This window comes from Microbacterium sp. NPDC058269, from assembly GCF_042881445.1.
In the GTDB taxonomy this organism is placed as follows: Bacteria; Actinomycetota; Actinomycetes; order Actinomycetales; family Microbacteriaceae; genus Microbacterium.
This window is the reverse complement of the sequence record NZ_JBHVXT010000002.1, coordinates 16,443-35,280: the sequence shown is the minus strand read 5'-3', so window position 1 is coordinate 35,280 and position 18,838 is coordinate 16,443. Positions and strand designations below refer to the sequence as shown.

Annotated in this window: 16 protein-coding genes; 9 read left to right on the top strand and 7 right to left on the bottom strand. The window is 68.6% G+C overall.

The window, feature by feature from the left end; all coding sequences use genetic code 11:
• Positions 1 to 39: 39 nt before the first annotated feature.
• The 6 genes from ACFVWL_RS08395 (at position 40) to ACFVWL_RS08370 (ending at position 7,400) form a co-directional block, all read left to right on the top strand.
• The gene (locus tag ACFVWL_RS08395) at positions 40 to 2,310 is read left to right on the top strand and encodes a heavy metal translocating P-type ATPase (protein ID WP_387181036.1); all 2,271 of its coding nucleotides are present in this window, start codon (positions 40 to 42) and stop codon (positions 2,308 to 2,310) included.
• 52 nt (positions 2,311 to 2,362) lie between these two features.
• Positions 2,363 to 2,638, top strand: coding sequence for a YHS domain-containing protein (locus tag ACFVWL_RS08390; protein ID WP_387181033.1), 276 nt, complete (start codon positions 2,363 to 2,365; stop codon positions 2,636 to 2,638).
• Positions 2,639 to 2,755: 117 nt separating this feature from the next.
• The gene (locus tag ACFVWL_RS08385; protein ID WP_387181030.1) at positions 2,756 to 3,925 is read left to right on the top strand and encodes an FAD-dependent oxidoreductase; all 1,170 of its coding nucleotides are present in this window, start codon (positions 2,756 to 2,758) and stop codon (positions 3,923 to 3,925) included.
• 71 nt (positions 3,926 to 3,996) lie between these two features.
• On the top strand, positions 3,997 to 6,183 hold the full coding sequence (locus ACFVWL_RS08380; protein ID WP_387181027.1) for a heavy metal translocating P-type ATPase: 2,187 nt from the start codon (positions 3,997 to 3,999) through the stop codon (positions 6,181 to 6,183).
• A 31-nt stretch (positions 6,184 to 6,214) separates the two neighbouring features.
• Positions 6,215 to 6,526: a metal-sensitive transcriptional regulator gene (locus ACFVWL_RS08375; RefSeq protein ID WP_387181025.1), complete on the top strand. Its 312-nt coding sequence runs from the start codon at positions 6,215 to 6,217 to the stop codon at positions 6,524 to 6,526.
• Between the two features lie 121 nt (positions 6,527 to 6,647).
• Positions 6,648 to 7,400 (top strand): SDR family NAD(P)-dependent oxidoreductase, encoded by a 753-nt coding sequence (locus ACFVWL_RS08370; RefSeq protein ID WP_387181022.1) that lies wholly within the window; start codon positions 6,648 to 6,650, stop codon positions 7,398 to 7,400.
• Positions 7,401 to 7,414: 14 nt separating this feature from the next.
• Here the strand turns inward: ACFVWL_RS08370 and ACFVWL_RS08365 are convergent, their stop codons facing one another.
• From ACFVWL_RS08365 to ACFVWL_RS08355, 3 genes are all read right to left on the bottom strand, one after another.
• On the bottom strand, positions 7,415 to 7,732 hold the full coding sequence (locus ACFVWL_RS08365; RefSeq protein WP_308737263.1) for a metalloregulator ArsR/SmtB family transcription factor: 318 nt from the start codon (positions 7,730 to 7,732) through the stop codon (positions 7,415 to 7,417).
• Positions 7,729 to 8,202, bottom strand: coding sequence for an SRPBCC domain-containing protein (locus tag ACFVWL_RS08360; protein WP_387181020.1), 474 nt, complete (start codon positions 8,200 to 8,202; stop codon positions 7,729 to 7,731). The genes ACFVWL_RS08365 and ACFVWL_RS08360 overlap by 4 nt, the downstream gene beginning before the upstream one ends.
• A 121-nt stretch (positions 8,203 to 8,323) precedes the next feature.
• Positions 8,324 to 9,547 carry an MFS transporter gene (locus ACFVWL_RS08355; protein ID WP_387181018.1) on the bottom strand — a complete coding sequence of 408 codons (1,224 nt, stop codon included), beginning with the start codon at positions 9,545 to 9,547 and terminating at the stop codon, positions 8,324 to 8,326.
• 168 nt (positions 9,548 to 9,715) lie between these two features.
• On the opposite strand from ACFVWL_RS08355, the gene ACFVWL_RS08350 reads away from it, so the two are divergent.
• Positions 9,716 to 11,272: an SDR family oxidoreductase gene (locus tag ACFVWL_RS08350; protein ID WP_387181015.1), complete on the top strand. Its 1,557-nt coding sequence runs from the start codon at positions 9,716 to 9,718 to the stop codon at positions 11,270 to 11,272.
• A gap of 5 nt (positions 11,273 to 11,277) precedes the next feature.
• Here the strand turns inward: ACFVWL_RS08350 and ACFVWL_RS08345 are convergent, their stop codons facing one another.
• The 4 genes from ACFVWL_RS08345 to map form a co-directional block, all read right to left on the bottom strand.
• Positions 11,278 to 13,278, bottom strand: a complete 2,001-nt coding sequence (locus ACFVWL_RS08345; protein WP_387181014.1) for a BCCT family transporter — start codon at positions 13,276 to 13,278, stop codon at positions 11,278 to 11,280.
• Positions 13,279 to 13,334: 56 nt separating this feature from the next.
• Complete coding sequence (locus ACFVWL_RS08340) at positions 13,335 to 15,038, bottom strand: ABC1 kinase family protein (RefSeq protein WP_387181012.1); 1,704 nt, start codon at positions 15,036 to 15,038, stop codon at positions 13,335 to 13,337.
• Positions 15,039 to 15,083: 45 nt separating this feature from the next.
• A complete protein-coding gene (locus tag ACFVWL_RS08335) occupies positions 15,084 to 15,719 on the bottom strand; it encodes a PadR family transcriptional regulator (RefSeq protein WP_387181010.1) in 636 nt (211 codons plus the stop codon).
• Between the two features lie 77 nt (positions 15,720 to 15,796).
• Positions 15,797 to 16,579 (bottom strand): type I methionyl aminopeptidase, encoded by a 783-nt coding sequence (gene map, locus ACFVWL_RS08330; protein ID WP_387181007.1) that lies wholly within the window; start codon positions 16,577 to 16,579, stop codon positions 15,797 to 15,799.
• 88 nt (positions 16,580 to 16,667) lie between these two features.
• Between map and ACFVWL_RS08325 the strand changes: the two genes are divergently transcribed.
• The gene (locus ACFVWL_RS08325) at positions 16,668 to 16,946 is read left to right on the top strand and encodes a helix-turn-helix domain-containing protein (RefSeq protein ID WP_387183575.1); all 279 of its coding nucleotides are present in this window, start codon (positions 16,668 to 16,670) and stop codon (positions 16,944 to 16,946) included.
• Positions 16,947 to 17,122: 176 nt separating this feature from the next.
• Positions 17,123 to 18,772 carry a glycosyltransferase family 2 protein gene (locus tag ACFVWL_RS08320; protein WP_387181005.1) on the top strand — a complete coding sequence of 550 codons (1,650 nt, stop codon included), beginning with the start codon at positions 17,123 to 17,125 and terminating at the stop codon, positions 18,770 to 18,772.
• Positions 18,773 to 18,838 lie beyond the last annotated feature (66 nt).

Below are 18,838 nucleotides of genomic sequence, written 5' to 3'. Positions count from 1 at the left end.
GGCTGCAGCCCCCACCACAGCCAAGAGAAGGAACTGCACATGAGTACATCAGCTCCCCCGAACGTGGGGACAGGCGTCGAGTTGGAGATCGGCGGGATGACGTGCGCCTCCTGCGCGATGCGGATCGAGAAGAAGCTCAACAAGCTCGAGGGCGTCGTCGCGACCGTGAACTACGCGACGGAGAAGGCGAAGGTCACGGTCCCGGACGGGTACGACCCGGCGTTGTTGATCGCCGAGGTCGAGAAGACCGGCTACTCGGCAGCGATGCCCGCTCCCCAGGGCAGGAAGAACGATGGCGCGGCAGCCGGTGACGCGGACGACGCAGATCCTGAATTGCGGTCACTGCGCAACCGACTGATCGGCGCCGTCGTGCTGACCGTGCCGGTGATCGCGATGGCGATGATCCCCGCATTGCAGTTCACCTACTGGCAGTGGGCATCGCTCGCGCTGGCTGCCCCCGTGATCGTGTGGGCGGCCTGGCCCTTCCACAAGGCTGCGTGGACGAACCTGAAGCACGGCACGGCGACGATGGACACGCTCATCTCCATGGGCACCTCCGCCGCGTTCCTCTGGTCGCTGTACGCACTGTTCTTCGGCACCGCCGGCACGCCGGGCATGACGCACCCGTTCGAGTTCGCGTTGGCTCCTTCCGACGGCGCGGCGAACATCTACCTCGAGGTGGGTGCCGGTGTGACGATGTTCATCCTCGCCGGCCGCTACTTCGAGAAGCGGTCCAAGAAGCAGGCCGGAGCGGCCTTGCGTGCGTTGCTCGAGCTCGGCGCGAAAGAGGTGTCGGTACTGCGCGGCGGAGTCGAGACGAAGATCCCCGTCGAGGATCTCCAGGTCGGCGATGAGTTCATCGTGCGCCCCGGGGAGAAGATCGCCACCGACGGTGTCGTCATCTCCGGCACGTCGGCAGTGGACGCATCCATGCTCACCGGCGAAGCCGTTCCGGTCGAGGTCGCCGAGGGTGACACCGTCACCGGGGCCACGACGAACGTCGGCGGCCGGCTCGTGGTCCGTGCGACGCGAATCGGCTCGGACACACAGCTGGCACAGATGGCGCAGCTCGTCGAGGACGCACAGACGGGCAAGGCCGAAGTGCAGCGCCTCGCCGACCGGATCTCCGGTGTGTTCGTGCCGATCGTGATCGTGATCGCGTTCCTCACGCTCGGCGGCTGGCTCGGCGCAGGATTCCCCGTGACCGCGGCGTTCACCGCGGCGGTTGCCGTGCTCGTGATCGCCTGCCCCTGCGCGCTGGGTCTGGCGACTCCCACGGCGCTGCTGGTCGGCACTGGTCGTGGTGCGCAGATGGGCGTTCTCATCAAGGGCCCGGAGGTCCTGGAATCCACCCGCAATATCGACACCGTCGTGCTGGACAAGACCGGCACGGTCACCACCGGCAGGATGACCCTGGTCGACGTGTTCGTCGAGGACGGCACCGATCGCGCGGAGCTGCTCCGGCTCGCCGGCGCACTGGAGGATGCCTCCGAGCACCCCATCGCGCAGGCCATCGCCAAGGGCGCGACCCAGGAGGTCGGATCGCTGTCGACTCCCGAGGACTTCGCGAACATCGAAGGCAAGGGCGTGCAGGGCGTCGTCGACGGCCACGCCGTGCTGGTGGGCCGCGATTCGCTGCTCGCCGAGTGGTCTCAGAAGCTCAGCCGCGAACTCGCATCGACCAAGGCACGCGCCGAGGGCGAGGGCAAGACCGTGGTCGCGGTGGGATGGGACGGGAAGGCACGAGGAATCCTCGTGGTCGCCGACACCGTCAAGCCCAGCAGCGCCGAAGCGATCGCTCAGTTCAAGGCCATCGGGCTGACCCCGATCCTCCTCACCGGCGATAACGAGGCAGTGGCCCGGCAGATCGCCGCCGAGGTGGGCATCGAGGAAGTGATCGCCGAAGTCCTCCCGAAGGACAAGGTCGATGTCGTCACCCGGCTGCAGCGCGAGGGGAAGATCGTCGCGATGATCGGCGACGGCGTCAACGACGCCCCCGCCCTCGCTCAGGCCGACCTGGGTCTCGCGATGGGCACCGGAGCGGACGTCGCGATCGAAGCATCCGACATCACCCTGGTGCGCGGCGACCTGCGCAGCGCGGTCGATGCGATCCGGCTGTCCCGCAAGACCCTCGGAACGATCAAGACCAACCTGTTCTGGGCATTCGCCTACAACGTCGCGGCGATTCCCGTCGCAGCGCTCGGCATGCTCAATCCCATGCTTGCCGGTGCGGCGATGGCGCTTTCGAGCGTCTTCGTCGTCGGCAACAGCCTGCGCCTGCGCGGGTTCAAGAGCGTCGCGAAGAACTGACGCGCCGCCATTGTCCACACCATCGAGAGATAAGCGAAAGGAACCACCCCGCATGACGAACGACACCGAGGCACCCGCCAGCTGTTGCAGCACCACCGCAGTGAACCCCGCTGCGGCAGGAAACGGACGCGAGAACCTGCTGGCCGGCGGTGCGAGTGACGATCTGACGACCTGCCCGGTCATGGTCGGCAACCCCGTCAGCAAGAAGGCCGCAGAGGCGATGGGGCTCTACCGCGACCACGAGGGCGAGCGGTACCACTTCTGCTGCGCCGGATGCGGACCCGCCTTCGACTCGGACCCCGCGAAGTACGCCGCCAACATGGCGTGACCCCGAGCGGGGTGCACGGCGCTCGACTCCCGCCGCGCACCCCGCCCCACCCCCACCCGTGGCATCGACCGGATGCTCGACGGCACCACACCCACCCGAAACCGGAGAATGCCGCACATGACCGCACACCATGCCGTGATACTCGGAGCCGGAGCAGCCGGTACCGCGGCCGCTCGCGCGCTCGTCGGTCACGCGGGCATCCACACCACGATCATCGGACGGACCGGTGAGACACCGTATTCGCGGATGCTCATCAAGGGCGTCGCGTACGGATCGGTCGAACCGGGTCTCACCCGGCTCCCGCTCCCCGATGCCGACTTCATCGCCGACACCGTCGAGATCGTCGAGACCGAAACACGTGAGGTCCAGTTGACCTCGGGCCGGACGGTCGCCTACGACTCGCTCATCGTCGCGACCGGCAGCCGACCGCGTCGCCTCGACACCGACCTCCCGGGTGCGGAACAGGCCGCGCGCGCCGGCTCCCTCTTCACCCTGCACTCCCTCGACGACGCCGTGCGGATCAGGGAAGCAGTGCTCGCGTGCGGCCGTCCCGCGCGCATCGCGATCTACGGTGCGGGACTGATCGCGTCCGAGACCGCATCGGCACTGCAGGAGCAGGGGCACCGGATCAGCCTGATCGCACGCAGTGAACTGCCCGGCGTCGCCGCCTTCGGCAGGTCCGTCGCCGCGCGCATCGCCGCCGACCACAGGCTGCGCGTGGCCACGCACTTCGGCCGCACCATCGAGCGGATCCGGCTCGACATGGATGCGACCGTCGTCACGCTCGACGACGGAACCGACATCGACGCCGACCTCGTCATCTTCGCCCTCGGCACGACACCCGTCGCCCCCGCGCCCTGGGGCATCGGCGTCGACGTCGACGATCGCCTTCGAGCCCACGGGATCCGAGCCCACGGGGTCCCGAACGTGCTCGCGGCGGGAGGCACGGCCGTGCACCACGACGATCACCTCGGAACATGGCGGATCGACCACTGGGACGACGGCGCGGCACAGGGAGCTCACGCCGCTCAGGCGCTCCTCCACTCCCTCGGCCGCGGCGACGACCCCGGACCGTACCGCCCCCGCAGCGCGCACATGGCGATGATCCACGGGCGCGTCGTCGCGGGAGTGGGGTTCACAGATCGCCCCGAAGACGCGCTCATCGAAGGCGTCGAGGAGTTCGTGGTCGTGCACGAGCACGGAGACACCGTGGTCGGCGCCAGCGGCATCGACGCGGTGGGCGCGGTCTACCAGTGGGGACAGCGCCTGCACGAGGGCTCTTCCTGACCTGGACCGGATACCCTATTGGGGTATAAGGTGAGCACGATCTCCCGACAGATCCCGTGGAAGGAACTCTCATGACCGATCCGCACGCGGACCACCACTCGCCCGCACGTTCCGTGGACACCCACGACGCAGATACCCCCGCCGCGCACGGGGAGCACAGCGGTCACGACGGTCACGGCACCCACGAGAACCACGGCACCCACGAGAACCACGACGCCCACGCCGGTCACGACGCCCACGCCGGTCACGACGCCCACGGCGGTCACGGCGGTCACGGCGGTCACGGCGACCATGTCGGGCAGTTCCGGCGGCTGTTCTGGATCAACCTCCTCATCGCGGTGCCCGTGGTGGCGTTCTCCCCGATGTTCGCGATGATCCTCGGGTACGAAGTACCCGGGTGGGCGCGCTTCATCGCACCCGCACTCGGAACAGTCATGTATGTGTGGGGCGGATGGCCGTTCCTCACCGGAGCGATCAGCGAGCTCAAGTCCCGCAAGCCGGGCATGATGCTCCTCATCGGCCTCGCCATCACCGTCGCCTTCTTCGCGTCGTGGGGCGCGACCATCGGGGTCCTCCACCACGAACTCGAGTTCTGGTGGGAGCTCGCGCTCCTCATCGTCATCATGCTTCTCGGGCACTGGATCGAGATGCGCTCGCTCGCGCAGACGACATCCGCACTCGACTCCCTCGCCGCGCTCCTTCCCGACGAGGCGGAGCGGGTCGAGGGCGACGAGGTCGTCAAGGTCGCGCCCGCCGACCTCATCGTCGGTGATGTCGTCGTCGTCCGGCCCGGTGGCAGCGTTCCTGCCGACGGTCGCATCATCGACGGAACAGCCGCGATGGACGAGTCGATGGTGACCGGGGAATCCCGTCCCGTCACACGAACGACCGGCGACCCGGTCACCGCGGGCACCGTCGCCACCGACTCCGGTCTTCGCGTGGAGATCACCGCCACGGGTGACGACACCGCCCTGGCCGGCATCCAACGGCTGGTGACCGAGGCTCAGAACTCCACCTCCCGCGCCCAGCGCATCGCCGACAAGGCCGCAGCCCTGCTGTTCTGGTTCGCCCTGCTCTCGGCCGCCCTCACCGCGTTGGTGTGGACTCTCGTCGGCAACCCGGATGCCGCGGTCGTGCGCAGCATCACCGTGCTGGTCATCGCCTGCCCGCACGCACTCGGACTGGCCATACCGCTGGTCGTCTCGATCGCCACGGAGCGCGCCGCCCGTGGAGGCGTGCTCATCAAGGACCGCCTGGCGCTGGAGAGCATGCGGACCGTGGACGCCGTGCTGTTCGACAAGACGGGAACGCTGACGAAGGGCGCCCCGACGGTCACCGTCGTCGAGCCGGCGGGTGACATCGACGCCGACCGCCTGCTCGGTATGGCAGCCTCCGCTGAGGCCGACAGCGAGCACCCGCTCGCTCGCGCAATCGTGCGCGCGGCACAGGAGAAGGGCCTGCCGCTGGCGAAGGCGACGGGGTTCACCTCATCGCCGGCCGTGGGTGTGACCGCCACCGTCGACGGCAGAGAGATTCGAGTCGGTGGACCGAAGCTCCTCGATGAGGTCGGCGGCCGGGAGATCGCCGCGGCGGACGGATGGCGCAACGAGGGTGCCATCATCCTCCACATCACCGTCGACGGGCAGGTGATGGGAGGACTGAAGCTCGCGGATGAGGTGCGCCCGGAGTCGCAGCAGGCCGTGGACGTACTGCACCGCCTCGGTGTCGAAGTCGTCATGATCACCGGCGACGCTCAGGCCGTCGCCGAGTCCGTGGCCCGCGAGCTCGGCATCGACCGCGTGTTCGCCGGCGTGCGCCCCGAAGACAAATCGGCCAAGGTCAAGGAGCTGCAAGCCGAGGGGAAGAAGGTCGCCATGGTCGGCGACGGCGTGAACGATGCGCCCGCCCTCGCACAGGCCGACGTGGGAATCGCCATCGGTGCAGGAACGGATGTCGCCATCGCGTCGGCCGGGGTGATCCTCGCAAGCTCCGACCCGCGCTCGGTGATCTCCGTCATCGAACTCTCCCGGGCCGCGTACCGCAAGATGAAGCAGAACCTCTGGTGGGCGGCCGGATACAACCTCATCTCGGTTCCGCTCGCCGCGGGAGTCTTGGCACCCGTCGGCTTCGTCCTGCCCATGTCGGTCGGGGCTATCCTGATGTCGCTGTCGACCGTCGTCGTCGCCCTCAACGCGCAATTGCTGCGGCGCATCGACCTCACCCCAGAAGCAAGCACACGGGCCGTTCTGGACCGTTGAACCACCGACTGCGGAGACGAAGGATCTGGACATGACCGAGCAAGCGACGGCCGAGGAACACGCCCACGGGTACATCACCGACAAGACGAAGTACCTGAATCGGATGCGACGCATCGAGGGCCAGGCCCGCGGCATCACGAAGATGGTCGATGAAGAGAAGTACTGCATCGACATCCTGACCCAGATCAGCGCCCTCACCAGCGCGCTCCAGGCCGTCGCCGTCGGTCTCCTCGACGATCACCTCAAGCACTGCGTGGTCGATGCGGCGCGCATGAACAGTGCTGATGCCGACGAGAAGATCAAGGAAGCCACCGACGCGATCGCACGTCTCGTCCGTTCCTGACGCACCACCTCTCTTCCATTCACGTGAATCCACCTCGTCTTTTCCGGCGTAGGCTGGAGAGAAGGACGGACCGTCCGAGAAGATCTCCCGGCACCGCGCCCGCCCGGAAGTGGGGTCACTCGTGGCTCAGTACGACGTCTCGAACCGCTCGGCGATCGTGACGGGAGCAGGCAGCGGAATCGGTCGCTCGACCGCCCTCCTGCTGGCGAAGAACGGCGCAGCGGTCGTGGTCAACGACCTGAATGCGGATCACGCGAACGCGGTGGTCGAAGAGATCCGCGCGGTCGGCGGCACGGCAGAGGCTTCGGTCGGCGATGCGACGGATGCCGCCTGGATCGCGTCTTCCATCGAGCTCGCCAACTCGCTCGCCCCCCTGCGCATCGGCGTCAACAACGCCGGCATCGGCGGCGCCAGCGCTCCGACAGCCGAGTACGAGGACGAGGCGTGGGACAAGGTCATCGCGATCAACCTCAACGCGGTCTTCCGCAACATGAAGGCGCAGATCCCCTCGATCCTCGCGAACGGCGGCGGCTCGGTCGTCAACATCGCCTCCATCCTCGGCAGCGTCGGCTTCGCCGGGTCCCCCGCATACGTCACCGCCAAGCACGGCGTGGTCGGCATGACCAAGTCGGCGGCACTCGAGTACTCCGCCAAGGGCGTGCGCGTGAACTCCGTGGGCCCCGGCTTCATCGACACCCCGCTGCTGGCGAACATGGGCGATGAGGCGAAGGACTTCCTCGTGAGCAAGCACCCGATCGGACGCCTGGGCCAGGCCGACGAGGTCGCGAACCTCATCGTCTTCCTCGCCAGCGATGCCGCGAGCTTCGTCACCGGCAGCTACCACCTGGTCGACGGCGGATACACCGCGCTCTGACGACCGGATGGCGCCTACAGCCCTTCCGCGATCTCCTTGATCGCGGCGAGGCGGCGGTCCCACTCGCGTCCGATCACATCGAGCTTCGCCGCCGTGGCGGAGAGCTCGGCGCCGACGACGCGAAAACGCACCTCGCGCCCCACTCGCACGGGCTCGACGAGTCCCACCTCCTGCAGGACGGCGAGGTGCTTCGCGATCGCCTGTCGCGACACCGGAAGGCGCCCGGCGAGGGCGGATGCCGAGGCATCCCCCTCGCCGAGAGCCGTCAGGATGCTCCAGCGCGTCTCGTCCGCGAGCGCCGCGAACATGGGCAGCAGAGTCTCTGTGGTCACGCTTCGCCTTCCACCAGGGCCACCATCTTGTCGAGCTCCAGGTCCCAGCCGGTGCGGTGCGACTCGAGGTTGCCGCGCGGGTCGGAGGTGCGCTCGAATCCGCTCTCGACGACCGTGAGCCGGGTGCCGCCATCCGCCTCTTCGAGCGTGAAGGTGAAGACGGTCGAGGTCGACTCGTCGATGCTGTCCGGCAGCTTCCCGAGGGCGTCGTCGTTGTTCCAGCGGTAGGTGATGCGCCGCGGCTCGTCGTACTCTTCGACCCGCAGGGGGATCACGTCGTAGTCGGGGAACGTCATCGTTCCGGTGGCCCCGACGCCGGCACCGTCGAGCACGGTGCGTCCGAACCAGCGGGAGACGTGCTCCGGTTCGGCCACGGCTCGCCATACCTTGTCGACGGGTGCCGCGATCTGGATGCTCCGCCGCACCGAGAAGGTCTCCTCGTCGACGACGGATGCCTCGTTATGGGTCATGTTCACCATGATGGGTCCTTTCGGGAATTCCTGCATGTCCTGTCGGCCGGTCAGCCAACTGCAACTACAGCGTTGCACATGCATGACCCACGCGCAACCCCGGGGTTGCAGAAGCCTCGGCTCAGCTGCGCGGTCGACGCTTCTCGAGGAACCCGGCCAGCAGCACGGCGACGAGCGCAGCCACCGGTGCGACCAGGAGACCTGCCCGCAGGCTCTCGTTCTCGGCGATGTATCCCACGAACGGCGGAGACAGCAGGAAGCCGAGACGGAGCAGCCACGACACGATCGTGAGCCCGACGCCGGCCCGAAGCCCCGGCAGCTCGTCCGCCGCATGCATGGCCGCGGGAATCAGGGTGGCGATACCGAAGCCCACGGCCGCGAATCCCAGGATCGTTCCGGGCACGCTGGGGTACGCGAGCGCCAGTGTCATGCCGACCGCCGCGATGATGCCGCCGACCCTCGCGACCCACCGCTGCCCGAAGCGGTCGGTCAGCGGATCGCCGATGATCCGGCCGACGAACTGCGCGCCGACCAGAGCGATGAAGCCGAGCGGCGCGATCGCGGCCGCAGCCCCGAGCGAATCGGCGAGGTACAGGGTCGCCCACGAGTTGCCCGCGTCCTCGGCCACGGCGCCGGCCATCGCGATGAGGGTCAGCGCGATGATCGCGATCACGGTGCGCGGAGTCACACCGCGACGCAGCGCTCCGGCGACCTCGACGGGTTCGGCCGTCGCCTCGGCATCGACCTCGTCGTCTCGACCGGGGAGGCAGAACCGCAGGGCGACGAGCGCGACCGTGGCGAAAACGGCCGTCGAGATGCCCAGGTGCACGCCCAGCGGCAGCTGCAGAGCGATCGCGACAGCAGCCATCGCCCCACCCAGAACCGCGCCGATCGACCAGATCGCGTGGAAGCCGTTGATGATCGAGCGTCCGTAGCGGCGCTGCACGCGCAACCCGTGGGCGTTCTGGGCGACGTCGGTGATGGCATCGGACGCTCCGCCGAGGAACAGCGCCACGGCGAAGAGCACCCCCGAGGGCGCGAGTGCCGCCGACAGCAGTCCCAGGCTCGTGAGGACGGTGCCGATCACCGCGATGCGCGCAGAACCGAACCGGCGGATCAACACCGCGGCCAGGAGCCCGGCCGCGATCGCACCGGCGGGGAAGGCGGCGATCGCGAAGCCGTAGCCGAGACTGTCCAACCCGAGCGCGGCCTTGATCTCGGGGTAGCGCGGGAGGATGTTCGCGAACAAGGCCCCGTTCGTCAGGAACAGGGCGGAGACGGCGATGCGTGCGCGTCGGGAAGCCTGGTCCGCCGCCGGTCGTCGAATCGATTCGATTGAAGCCATGTCTACGATCGTACGGTGCTCGGGAGGGTGCAGCCGACACGGGTCCGATGCTCCGCCCGACGAACCGGGACCGCTGCGGTGCGCCGCCCCCGTCGCCTTCCCCTACCGACCGGGGCCACACCCCGCAACCCCGTTCCTCACCCCTGCGTCCCGGCCTACGCTCATGACATGCCCGAACTCACCCAGCCCACCGGTCGCGAAGAGACGTTGCGCGCCCTTCCCCGCGACGACGGATCCGCCCCGCGCGCCCTCGTGCTGGGGGCGACCGGCTACATCGGCGGGCGGCTGACCCCCCGCCTGCTGAACGCCGGATACCGGGTGCGGGTCCTGGCGCGGGATGCCGCACGTGCGGCCTCCTTCCCGTGGGGCGCCGACAGCGAGATCGTCGAGGGTTCTGCCGATGATCCGGACGCCGTCGCCGCGGCCATGGACGACGTCGACGTCGTCTACTACCTGATCCACTCGATGTCGGCGGGCAAGGGCTTCGAGGAGAGCGACGAGCGCGCGGCGACGACGGTCGCCCAGGCCGCAGCCCACGCGGGCGTGCGACGCATCGTCTACCTCGGCGGTCTCCATCCGGATGATGCGAAGCTCTCGCCGCACCTGCGCTCGCGCGTGCACGTGGGTGAGATCTTCCTGCGATCGGGGGTGCCGACGCTCGTGCTGCAGGCCGGAGTGGTGATCGGCTCGGGGTCGGCGTCGTTCGAGATGATCCGCCACCTCACCGATGTGCTGCCGTACATGCCGGCACCGAAGTGGGTGCGCAACCGCATCCAGCCGATCGCCGTGCGCGACGTGCTGCATTACCTGCTCGGGGCGGCACGGGTGGACCCCGATGTGAACCGCGCGGTCGACATCGGCGGCCCCGATGTGCTGCGTTACGGCCAGATGATGAACGGCTACGCGGTCGAGGCAGGACTCCCGCAGCGTGCGATCGCCGCCCTCCCGGTGCTGACCCCCGGACTCGCCTCGCACTGGGTGAACCTGGTGACGCCGGTGCCACGGTCGATCGCGCGACCCCTCGTTGCATCGCTGCAGAACGAGTGCATCATGAAGGATCACGAGGTCGACGAGCTCATCCCGCGCCCCGAAGACGGCCTGACGCCCTACCGACGCGCTGTCGATCTCGCGCTCGGACGCGTGCGCGGCGACAGCATCGAGACCAGCTGGCAGGACTCCGAGGTCTCCGGAGCACCCAGCGATCCGCTGCCGAGCGATCCGGAGTGGGCCGGTCGCACGGTGTTCACCGATTCCCGTTCCGTGGCCACGAGCGCCTCCCCCGCCGAGCTGTGGCGCGTGATCCTCGGCATCGGCGGCGAGAACGGCTGGTACTCCTCACCCCTGCTGTGGGCGGTGCGCGGGTGGATGGACCGCATCGTCGGCGGCGTCGGCCTCAGCCGCGGACGCCGCAGTCGCACCGCCGCCCGTGTGGGTGACGCCATCGACTTCTGGCGCGTCGAAGCGGTGGAGACGACGGATGCCGGATCGCTGCTGCGCCTCCGCGCCGAGATGAAGGTGCCGGGCGAGGCGTGGCTCGAGCTGCGAGCCCTTCCCGACGACGAAGGCGCCCGCGGCGGTGCGCGCTACGAGCAGCGCGCGATCTTCTTCCCCCGCGGCCTGACCGGACGGCTGTACTGGCTCGCCGTTCTGCCGTTCCACGGCGCGATCTTCGCCGGCATGGCCGCACGCATCACCGCCGCCGCGGAAGCGTCGAAGGAGAAGTAGCGCGATCAGCCGGCGCGCGGAGGCTCCGGGTCCTCTGCAGCATCGGGAGCGACGGGGCCGTCCTCCAGCGCCGCATCGACGACCGCATCCACCTCGGCCGGGGGGATGATGTCGATCGCCTCCGTCGCCGCCTCGTACACCTCGGCGAGCGAGTCGTCGACGGTCGACTCGTCGATCCAGTCGAGGTCGTCCTCGGAGTGGTCGTACGCGACCGGCACCAGCGCGAAGTCATCGCCGTATTCCTCGAGCCCCGCCATGACGCTGTGCCGCACGGCGGCCTTGGCGTAGCGCTCGCGCAGGATCAGAGGATCACGCCGCAGATCCTTCATGAAGGCGACCATCATGAACGCCATGATGATCGCGAACGGCAGCGCGGCGATGATGGTCACGTTCTGCAGCGACTTCAGACCGCTTCCCTCCTCGCCGGTCACGAGCAGCACGGCGGCGATCACGCCGACCAGCACACCCCACACCACCGCAACCCAGCGCGCCGGCTCCGGCCGCCCCTGCTGCGACAGGGTGCCCATCACGAGCGACGCGGAATCCGCACCGGTGACGAAGAAGATCGCGATCAGCAGGATGAGCACGACGCTCGTGATCATCGAGAGCGGAAGGTTCTCGAGCACGCCGAACAGCACCTCTTCCGGCGGATCGACCGTGAGGTTCGCTCCACTCATCTGCTGCTGGATCGCCGTGGTTCCGAAGATCGCGAACCAGACGAGCGAGATGGCGGACGGGACCACGATGACGACCGACACGAACTGGCGCAGCGTGCGGCCGCGCGAGATCTTGGCGATGAACATGCCGACGAACGGCGACCACGAGATCCACCAGGCCCAGTAGAAGATCGTCCAGCTCGACAGGAACGTCTGCGCGGCTTCGCCCTGCGAGGCCGAGCGACCGATCATCTGCGGCAGGTCGCCGATGAACTGCACGGCGACCGAGGGGATCACGTTCAGGATGAGGAGGGTCGGCCCGACGAAGAAGACGAAGAAGGCCAGCAGCAGCGCCACGACGGCGTTGATGTTCGAGAGCGCGCGGATGCCCTTCGAGACGCCGGAGACGGCGGAGGCGATGAAGCAGGCGGTCAGCACGGCGATCGCGGCGATCAGCACGCCGTTGCCGAGCGGGCCCGCGCCGCTGACGATCTCGACACCGTGTCCGATCTGCAGGGCGCCGAGTCCGAGAGATGCCGCCGTGCCGAACAGCGTCACGATGATGGAGAAGATGTCGATCGTGCGGCCGAGGGGTCCGGTCGTGCGGCCCTCGCCGAGCAGCGGCGCGAAGATCGAGGAGATGAGCGGGGTGCGACCGCGACGGAAGGCCCCGTAGGCGATGGCGCCACCCACCAGCGCGTAGAACGCCCATGCCTGCGGCCCCCAGTGGTAGAGCACCTGAGTCTGGGCCGTGTGCATCGCGTCGAGGGTGTTCGCCTCGACGGTGCCGGGCGGCGGGTTCTCGAAGAAGTTCAGCGGCTCGGCGGCGCCCCAGAAGACCAGGCCGATGCCCATGCCCGCGGCGAACAGCATCGAGATCCACGAGAACATCGAGAACTCGGGCTCTTCGTCGTCGCGGCCGAGCGGGATGCGCCCGTACCGGCTGAAGCCGACGAACAGCATGAAGACGAGGATGACCGTGGCGATGGTGGTGAAGAAGAAGCCGAAGTACTCCACCACCCAGTCGAGCACCGTACGGGTCGTGCCGGAGAGGTTGTCACCCGCGAACACTCCCCACGCGATGAAGGCGAGGGTGAGGGCGACCGCGACGCCGAACACGAGCGGGTCGGTGCGGTACGTGCGCCCGGTCTCCTCGACCGAGACGCCGGGCACGAGCGCCGGATGCACGCTGCGCGGAGGGACGGCGGCGATGTCGCGGACGATCTTTCGCGCGGTCTCGGTGGCCTTGGTCGGGAGGCGGTTCGCGCCCGTGCCGACGACATCCGTGCGGGGGCGCGGAGGATTGTGTCCTGCGGAGCGTTCGGCGGGCTTCTCGTCAGGGGTCTCCATGGCATCCCATCCTGTCACGTGAGACGCCGACCCGTAAAAGTGCGGGTGTGCTGCGGCTAGCGCGGACCGCGGCGCCCGACCCCCGCGAACAGCGAGTGCAGCAGCGGGAGCACCGACACGCAGAGCAGGGTGATGCCCAACGGCGCGACCGATGGGACGAGCAGCGCACCTCCGATGAGCAGCGCCGCGAAGAGCACTCCCGAGGCGATGCGGCGGGCGATGCCCTCGAGCCGATCGAGGCGGCGCTCCAGACGGGAGGTGTCGAACGACACGTTGCCATCGTCGATGCGCGTGATGATCTTGTCGATGCGGCCGGGCAGGCTCCAGGTCGTGGCCATCGTGCCCATCGCCTGGCTCGCGAAGGCCTGCACGATGTTGCCGCTCTCGTCACGCAGCAGACGGCTGGCGTAGGGCTCGGCGGCGTCCCACACGTTGAAGGCGGGATCGAGGCCGCTGCACATGCCCGACGTCAGCGAGACGGCGCGGATGAGCAGCAGCATGTTCTCCGGCAGCTGCAGCGGAAGGGAGCGCACCATGTCGCCGAACTCCTCGGCGAAATCGCGGAACTCGCGCGGGTCGACCTTGCTCAGCTCGGCGAACCCCATGCCGCCGAAGCGGGCGAACAGCGCGGTCAGAGCCCGTTCGAGTTCGGCCGTGTCGGCGGAGGGCAGCAGCACGCCGATCTCCTGCGCCGCGGCGACGAGGCCACGGCTATCGCGCCCGGCGACCGCGATCAGAAGCGTGCGCAGGCCGTCGCGGAGGCTCGCGGGGATCTCGGCCATCATGCCGAAGTCGATGAACGTGAGGCGGAATCCCGGCCCCGGCTCTCCGTCGATCGACGGCGCCGGCGTGACGAAGATGTTGCCCGGGTGGGGGTCGGCGTGCACGAAGCTGTGCGTGAAGACCTGGTCGAACATGACCTCGGCGAACACCGCGGCCACCTCGGAGGGATCGATCCCGGCCGCGCGGAGGGCTTCGGTGTCGTTGATCTTGATGGCCGTGACATCCGACAGGGTGAGCACCCGACGGGTCGAGCGCTCCCACACGATCTCGGGGGTGTCGACGCGGGTGTCGTCGGCGAAGTTCTCGCGGAAGCGTTCGGCGCTCGCGGCCTCGTGCAGGTAGTCGATCTCCTCGAGGCTGGTCGCGGCGAACTCCTCGACGAGCGCAGGCGCATCCACCCGGTCGGCGACGATGCGCACGCGCGTCAGCCAGCGCGCGACACGGCGAAGCGCCGCGAGGTCGACCGCGACGATCTCGTCGATGCCCGGTCGCTGGACCTTGACCACCACGTCTTCGAGGCCCGTGTCGGCCGCGTCGAGCGCCGAGAGTCGGGCGCGGTGCACCTGTCCGAGGGATGCGGCGGCGAGCGGAGTCTCATCGAACCAGGCGTAGGCGCGTTCGAGCGGGATGCCGAGCTCGGCTTCGGCGAGCGCGCGGATGGCCGGCGTGGGTACGGGCGGAACCTCGTCCTGCAGCCCTTCGAGCTCTTTCGTGATCTCCGGCGGCAGCACGTCGAGGCGCGACGACATGAACTGCCCGACCTTGATCATGAGTCCGCCGAGCTCGACGGCCAGCACGTGGAAGCGACGCGCGAACGTCTGCATCCGCTGCCCGCGCGTGCGCTCCGCGATCCTGCTCATCCCGAAACGCGGGAGAACGAGCTCGAACCACCAGATCTTGAGGAATTCCCGGCCCGCGAACGACAGGATGCGGCGGTACCTGGCGCGATGAACGCCCTGTGCCGCAGCATCCGTCATCGCGTGGCTCCTTCGCAGGTCCCCACTCGATGCCGCACTGCGCGGTCAGTCCTGCGCGAGGATCGAGTACAGCCTACGGCGGGCCTCGTCGAGGACCTCGATCGTCTGCTGCACCTGCTCGGGCGAACCGCTGCGACCGACCTGTGCAGCGGCGGCCGCGAGGTCGACACCGGCCTTGGGCAGTGCGTTGAAGCGGGCGCTGTCGCGGTGGCCGTCCTTGCCGGACGACGACTCCCACGGAGCGGGGTTCTCGGACCTCTCGTCGGCGATCGCACGCCCTGCTTCGGTGAGCGAGTAGGTCTTGCGACCGTTCTGCTCCTCGGCCTCGATGAGCCCTTCATCGGCGAGCAGCTGCAGCGTCGGGTAGACCGAGCCGGCGCTCGGCTTCCAGGTGCCTCCGCTGCGCTCGGCGATCTCGTTGATGATCTGATATCCGTGCATCGGCTTCTCGGCGAGCAGGGAGAGCACGGCCGTGCGGACGTCGCCGCGGGCCATGCGCGAGCCGCCGGAGGGGCGGGACTCGAAAGACTTGCGGAGCTGGTCCATCGCCTCGAAGATCGCGGATGCCGGACCGCCGGGGCCCGTGCCGAAGCCGGAGCCGCCGAAGAGCCCGCCGGGTCCTCCGTTGCTCCCGGAGCCGCCGTTGCCGCCGAACGGGTTGGAGGGGAATGCGTTGTTCATGATGACCTCCTGCTGTGGTGAACGATACTCAACGATATATCGTTCACCCTGAAGGTGGGGTGGGAGTTTCCGATGCGTCAGCCCCGTCCGTGCGACGGCAGCGTGAGGATCTCGGCGCCGTGCTCGGTGATCGCGATCGTGTGCTCGCTGTGGGCCGTGCGGCATCCGGTCGCACTGCGAAGAGTCCAGCCGTCGGCATCCGTGCGGAGTTCGTCGGTGTCGGCCATGACCCACGGCTCGAGGGCGAGCAGGAGGCCGGGGCGCAGCGTGTAGCCGCGGCCCGGTCGCCCGTCGTTCGCGACGTGCGGATCCTGATGCATGGTCGAGCCGATGCCGTGCCCGCCGAACTCGAGGTTGATCGGGTAGCCCTCGGCACTCAGGACCGAGCCGATGGCGCACGAGAGGTCGCCGATGCGCGCCCCCGGGCGTGCGGCGGCGATGGCTGCGGCGAGCGCGCGCTCGGTCGTCGCGATCATCGCGAGGTCTTCGACTGCTGGGTTATCGCCGACCACGAAACTGACGGCGGCATCGGCGGAGACTCCACGGAGCGTGACGGCCAGGTCGAGCGTGAGCAGGTCGCCGTCGGCGAGTCGATAGTCGTGAGGCATGCCGTGCAGCACGGCGTCGTTCACGGCCGTGCAGACGTAGTGCCCGAAGGGGCCTCGCCCGAACGACGGCGCATAGTCGACGTAGCAGGATTCGGCGCCGGCCTCCTCGATCATCTCGCGGGTCCATCGGTCGAGGTCGAGCAGGTTCACGCCGACCTCGGCGCGGGTCTTCAGCGCCTGCAGGATGTCGCCGACGAGCGCACCCGCGGCCCTGGCGCGGACGAGCTCCTCGGCGTTCAGGATCTCGATCATGGGGTGTTCCTCCGTGTCGTTCGATGCGGCTTCGCTGATCCAATAACTATCCCGGTAATACTATCCCGGGATTAGAATGGGCATCATGATGGTCCGCATGCCTCTCAGCCCGGCAGACGTCGAACGCGGCGAGCGCCTGGGAGCTCTCCTGCGCCGCGCACGCGGGGAACGATCGATGCTGGGCGTCGCTCTGGACGCCGGCATCTCCCCCGAAACGCTGCGGAAGATCGAGTCCGGTCGCGTCGCCACACCGGCCTTCTCGACGATCGCGGCCGTAGCCGACGTGCTGGGCCTCTCCCTGGATGCGGTGTGGTCCGAGATCGGCTCACACGCCGGAGCCACTCGCGCAGACAGCATCGCCTCCTGAGCTCCGGGCGGGGAACTCCCGCCGGTCGGCCTCCCGGGCAGCGCTCCGCCGACCCGCACCGCCCTTTCGATTTCCGCCCTGCAAGGGGTTTCGTGCGCACACGCCCGGGCGTCGCGCAACCCCGGTGACGCACACAGGAAGAAGTGTTTAGCTCGGGGAATTGTCGACTTGGGGGAGTGAGACGTTTGTCACAGAGCGATCGGCCGGAGAACAGCAGCAGCACCGCGGGCACCATCCGCGTGAGCGTGGTCGTCCCGGTGTTCCGACCCGGACCATCATTCGACGACCTCATCGCGTCGCTCGATCGCCAGACCTTGGGCACCTCGTCGTTCGAGGTGATCCTGTGCGACGACGGCTCCGGCGAGCCCACGGGTGCACGCCTCGCCGACATCGCCCGCGACCGACCCCACGTGCGCGTGCTGTCGCTCGAGCACTCCGGCTGGCCCGGCATGCCCCGCAACCACGGGGTCGAGGCCGCTCGCGGAACGTACGTGCAGTTCGTCGACCAGGACGACTACCTGTTCGATCGCGCCCTCGAGAAGCTGTGCGACTACGCCGACCTGCACGCGTCCGATGTGATCGTCGGCAAGGAGGTCGGCATCGGCCGTCGCCTTCCGAGTCGCATCTTCAGCCACGATGTCCCCCGCGCGGTGCTCGGATCCGATCCGCTTCTCGAGATGCTCACTCCGCACAAGATGTTCCGCACCTCGTTCCTGCGGGCCAACGGCATCCGATTCCCCGAGGGCAAGGTGCGGCTGGAGGATCACCTGTTCGTGATGCAGGCGTACTTCGCGGCATCGACGATCTCGATCCTGGCGAGCGAACCCTGCTACGCCTGGGTCAAAGAGCCGGGCAGCGCGAGCTCTTCCCGCATCGATCCCGAATCGTATTTCCCTCACCTCGAGACGGTGCTCGACCTCGTCGAGGCGAACACAGAACCGGGAAAGCTGCGCGACCGACTCCTGCGGCACTGGTTCCGCGGCAAGATTCTGAAACGCCTCTCCGGTCGGCAGATGGTCCGATACCCCGACGACTACCGTGATCGCCTGCTCGATGTGGTCACCCCCCTGGTGCAGAAGAAGTTCGGCCCGGGAGTCGACGCCGGCCTCGGCTTCCCGCACCGGATCCGCGCAGCGCTGCTCCGGGCGGAACGTCGCGACGATCTGCTGGCCTTTGCCCGGTTCGAGACGGAGATCGCCTGTCGCGCCGTGGTGACCGAGGCCCGCTGGTCTCGCGGAGGCGGCCTGCACCTCACGCTCCGGGTGACCCTCACGAGGGATGGCCATGACGCCTTCGTGTTCGAGTCCACGGTCGAGGCACCGAAGACCGTGGGAACCGAGGGTGCGGTCGCGGGTTCCAAGAAGGTCACACGCCTCATCTCTCTCCCCGTCTCGGCGATCGGCGGCCTGCCGGAGAACCTCCTCGTCGCCGACCGCGAGCTTCGCAACGACCGGGTAGACCTCTTCCTCACGGACGGGGAGACCGGTGCGGAGCTCCGCATCGGAGGCCGGCACCCCCGCACCCTCGATGCTGCCCGTGTATCGATCGATCCCGTGAAGGTGTTCGGCCCGAACGACGAGTCCCGTGGAGGGGCACTGACCGTGAAGGTCCGGCGAGCGGGCTGGACCTTCGAGACCCCGTTGGAAGCCACACCCGCCGTTCTCGCCCGCGCCGGACGGTCGCCGCTGCTCGCCGGCCGAACCTGCACCCTCGTGGCTGCAGACGATGGCACCGTCGAGCTTCGCCGCGAGTGGCCGGGCGGACGCATGAAAGACCTCGCCGGGCGCGCCGCACGCCGGCTCCGCGCCCTCGCGCGGCGCCACTGACGGCGCCCTCCCCGGCCGCCACGGTCACCACTCGCGCATCGAGCACCGCCAAGAGGAGCACCTCCC

Excerpts from the sequence above, each read along its gene's own strand:
- ACFVWL_RS08395 (WP_387181036.1), top strand. The coding sequence starts at position 40 with ATGAGTACATCAGCTCCCCCGAACGTGGGGACAGGCGTCGAGTTGGAG.
- ACFVWL_RS08390 (WP_387181033.1), top strand. The coding sequence starts at position 2,363 with ATGACGAACGACACCGAGGCACCCGCCAGCTGTTGCAGCACCACCGCA.
- ACFVWL_RS08385 (WP_387181030.1), top strand. The coding sequence starts at position 2,756 with ATGACCGCACACCATGCCGTGATACTCGGAGCCGGAGCAGCCGGTACC.
- ACFVWL_RS08380 (WP_387181027.1), top strand. The coding sequence starts at position 3,997 with ATGACCGATCCGCACGCGGACCACCACTCGCCCGCACGTTCCGTGGAC.
- ACFVWL_RS08375 (WP_387181025.1), top strand. The coding sequence starts at position 6,215 with ATGACCGAGCAAGCGACGGCCGAGGAACACGCCCACGGGTACATCACC.
- ACFVWL_RS08360 (WP_387181020.1), bottom strand. The coding sequence starts at position 8,202 with ATGACCCATAACGAGGCATCCGTCGTCGACGAGGAGACCTTCTCGGTG.
- ACFVWL_RS08355 (WP_387181018.1), bottom strand. The coding sequence starts at position 9,547 with ATGGCTTCAATCGAATCGATTCGACGACCGGCGGCGGACCAGGCTTCC.
- ACFVWL_RS08350 (WP_387181015.1), top strand. The coding sequence starts at position 9,716 with ATGCCCGAACTCACCCAGCCCACCGGTCGCGAAGAGACGTTGCGCGCC.
- ACFVWL_RS08345 (WP_387181014.1), bottom strand. The coding sequence starts at position 13,278 with ATGGAGACCCCTGACGAGAAGCCCGCCGAACGCTCCGCAGGACACAAT.
- ACFVWL_RS08340 (WP_387181012.1), bottom strand. The coding sequence starts at position 15,038 with ATGACGGATGCTGCGGCACAGGGCGTTCATCGCGCCAGGTACCGCCGC.
- ACFVWL_RS08335 (WP_387181010.1), bottom strand. The coding sequence starts at position 15,719 with ATGAACAACGCATTCCCCTCCAACCCGTTCGGCGGCAACGGCGGCTCC.
- map (WP_387181007.1), bottom strand. The coding sequence starts at position 16,579 with ATGATCGAGATCCTGAACGCCGAGGAGCTCGTCCGCGCCAGGGCCGCG.
- ACFVWL_RS08325 (WP_387183575.1), top strand. The coding sequence starts at position 16,668 with ATGGTCCGCATGCCTCTCAGCCCGGCAGACGTCGAACGCGGCGAGCGC.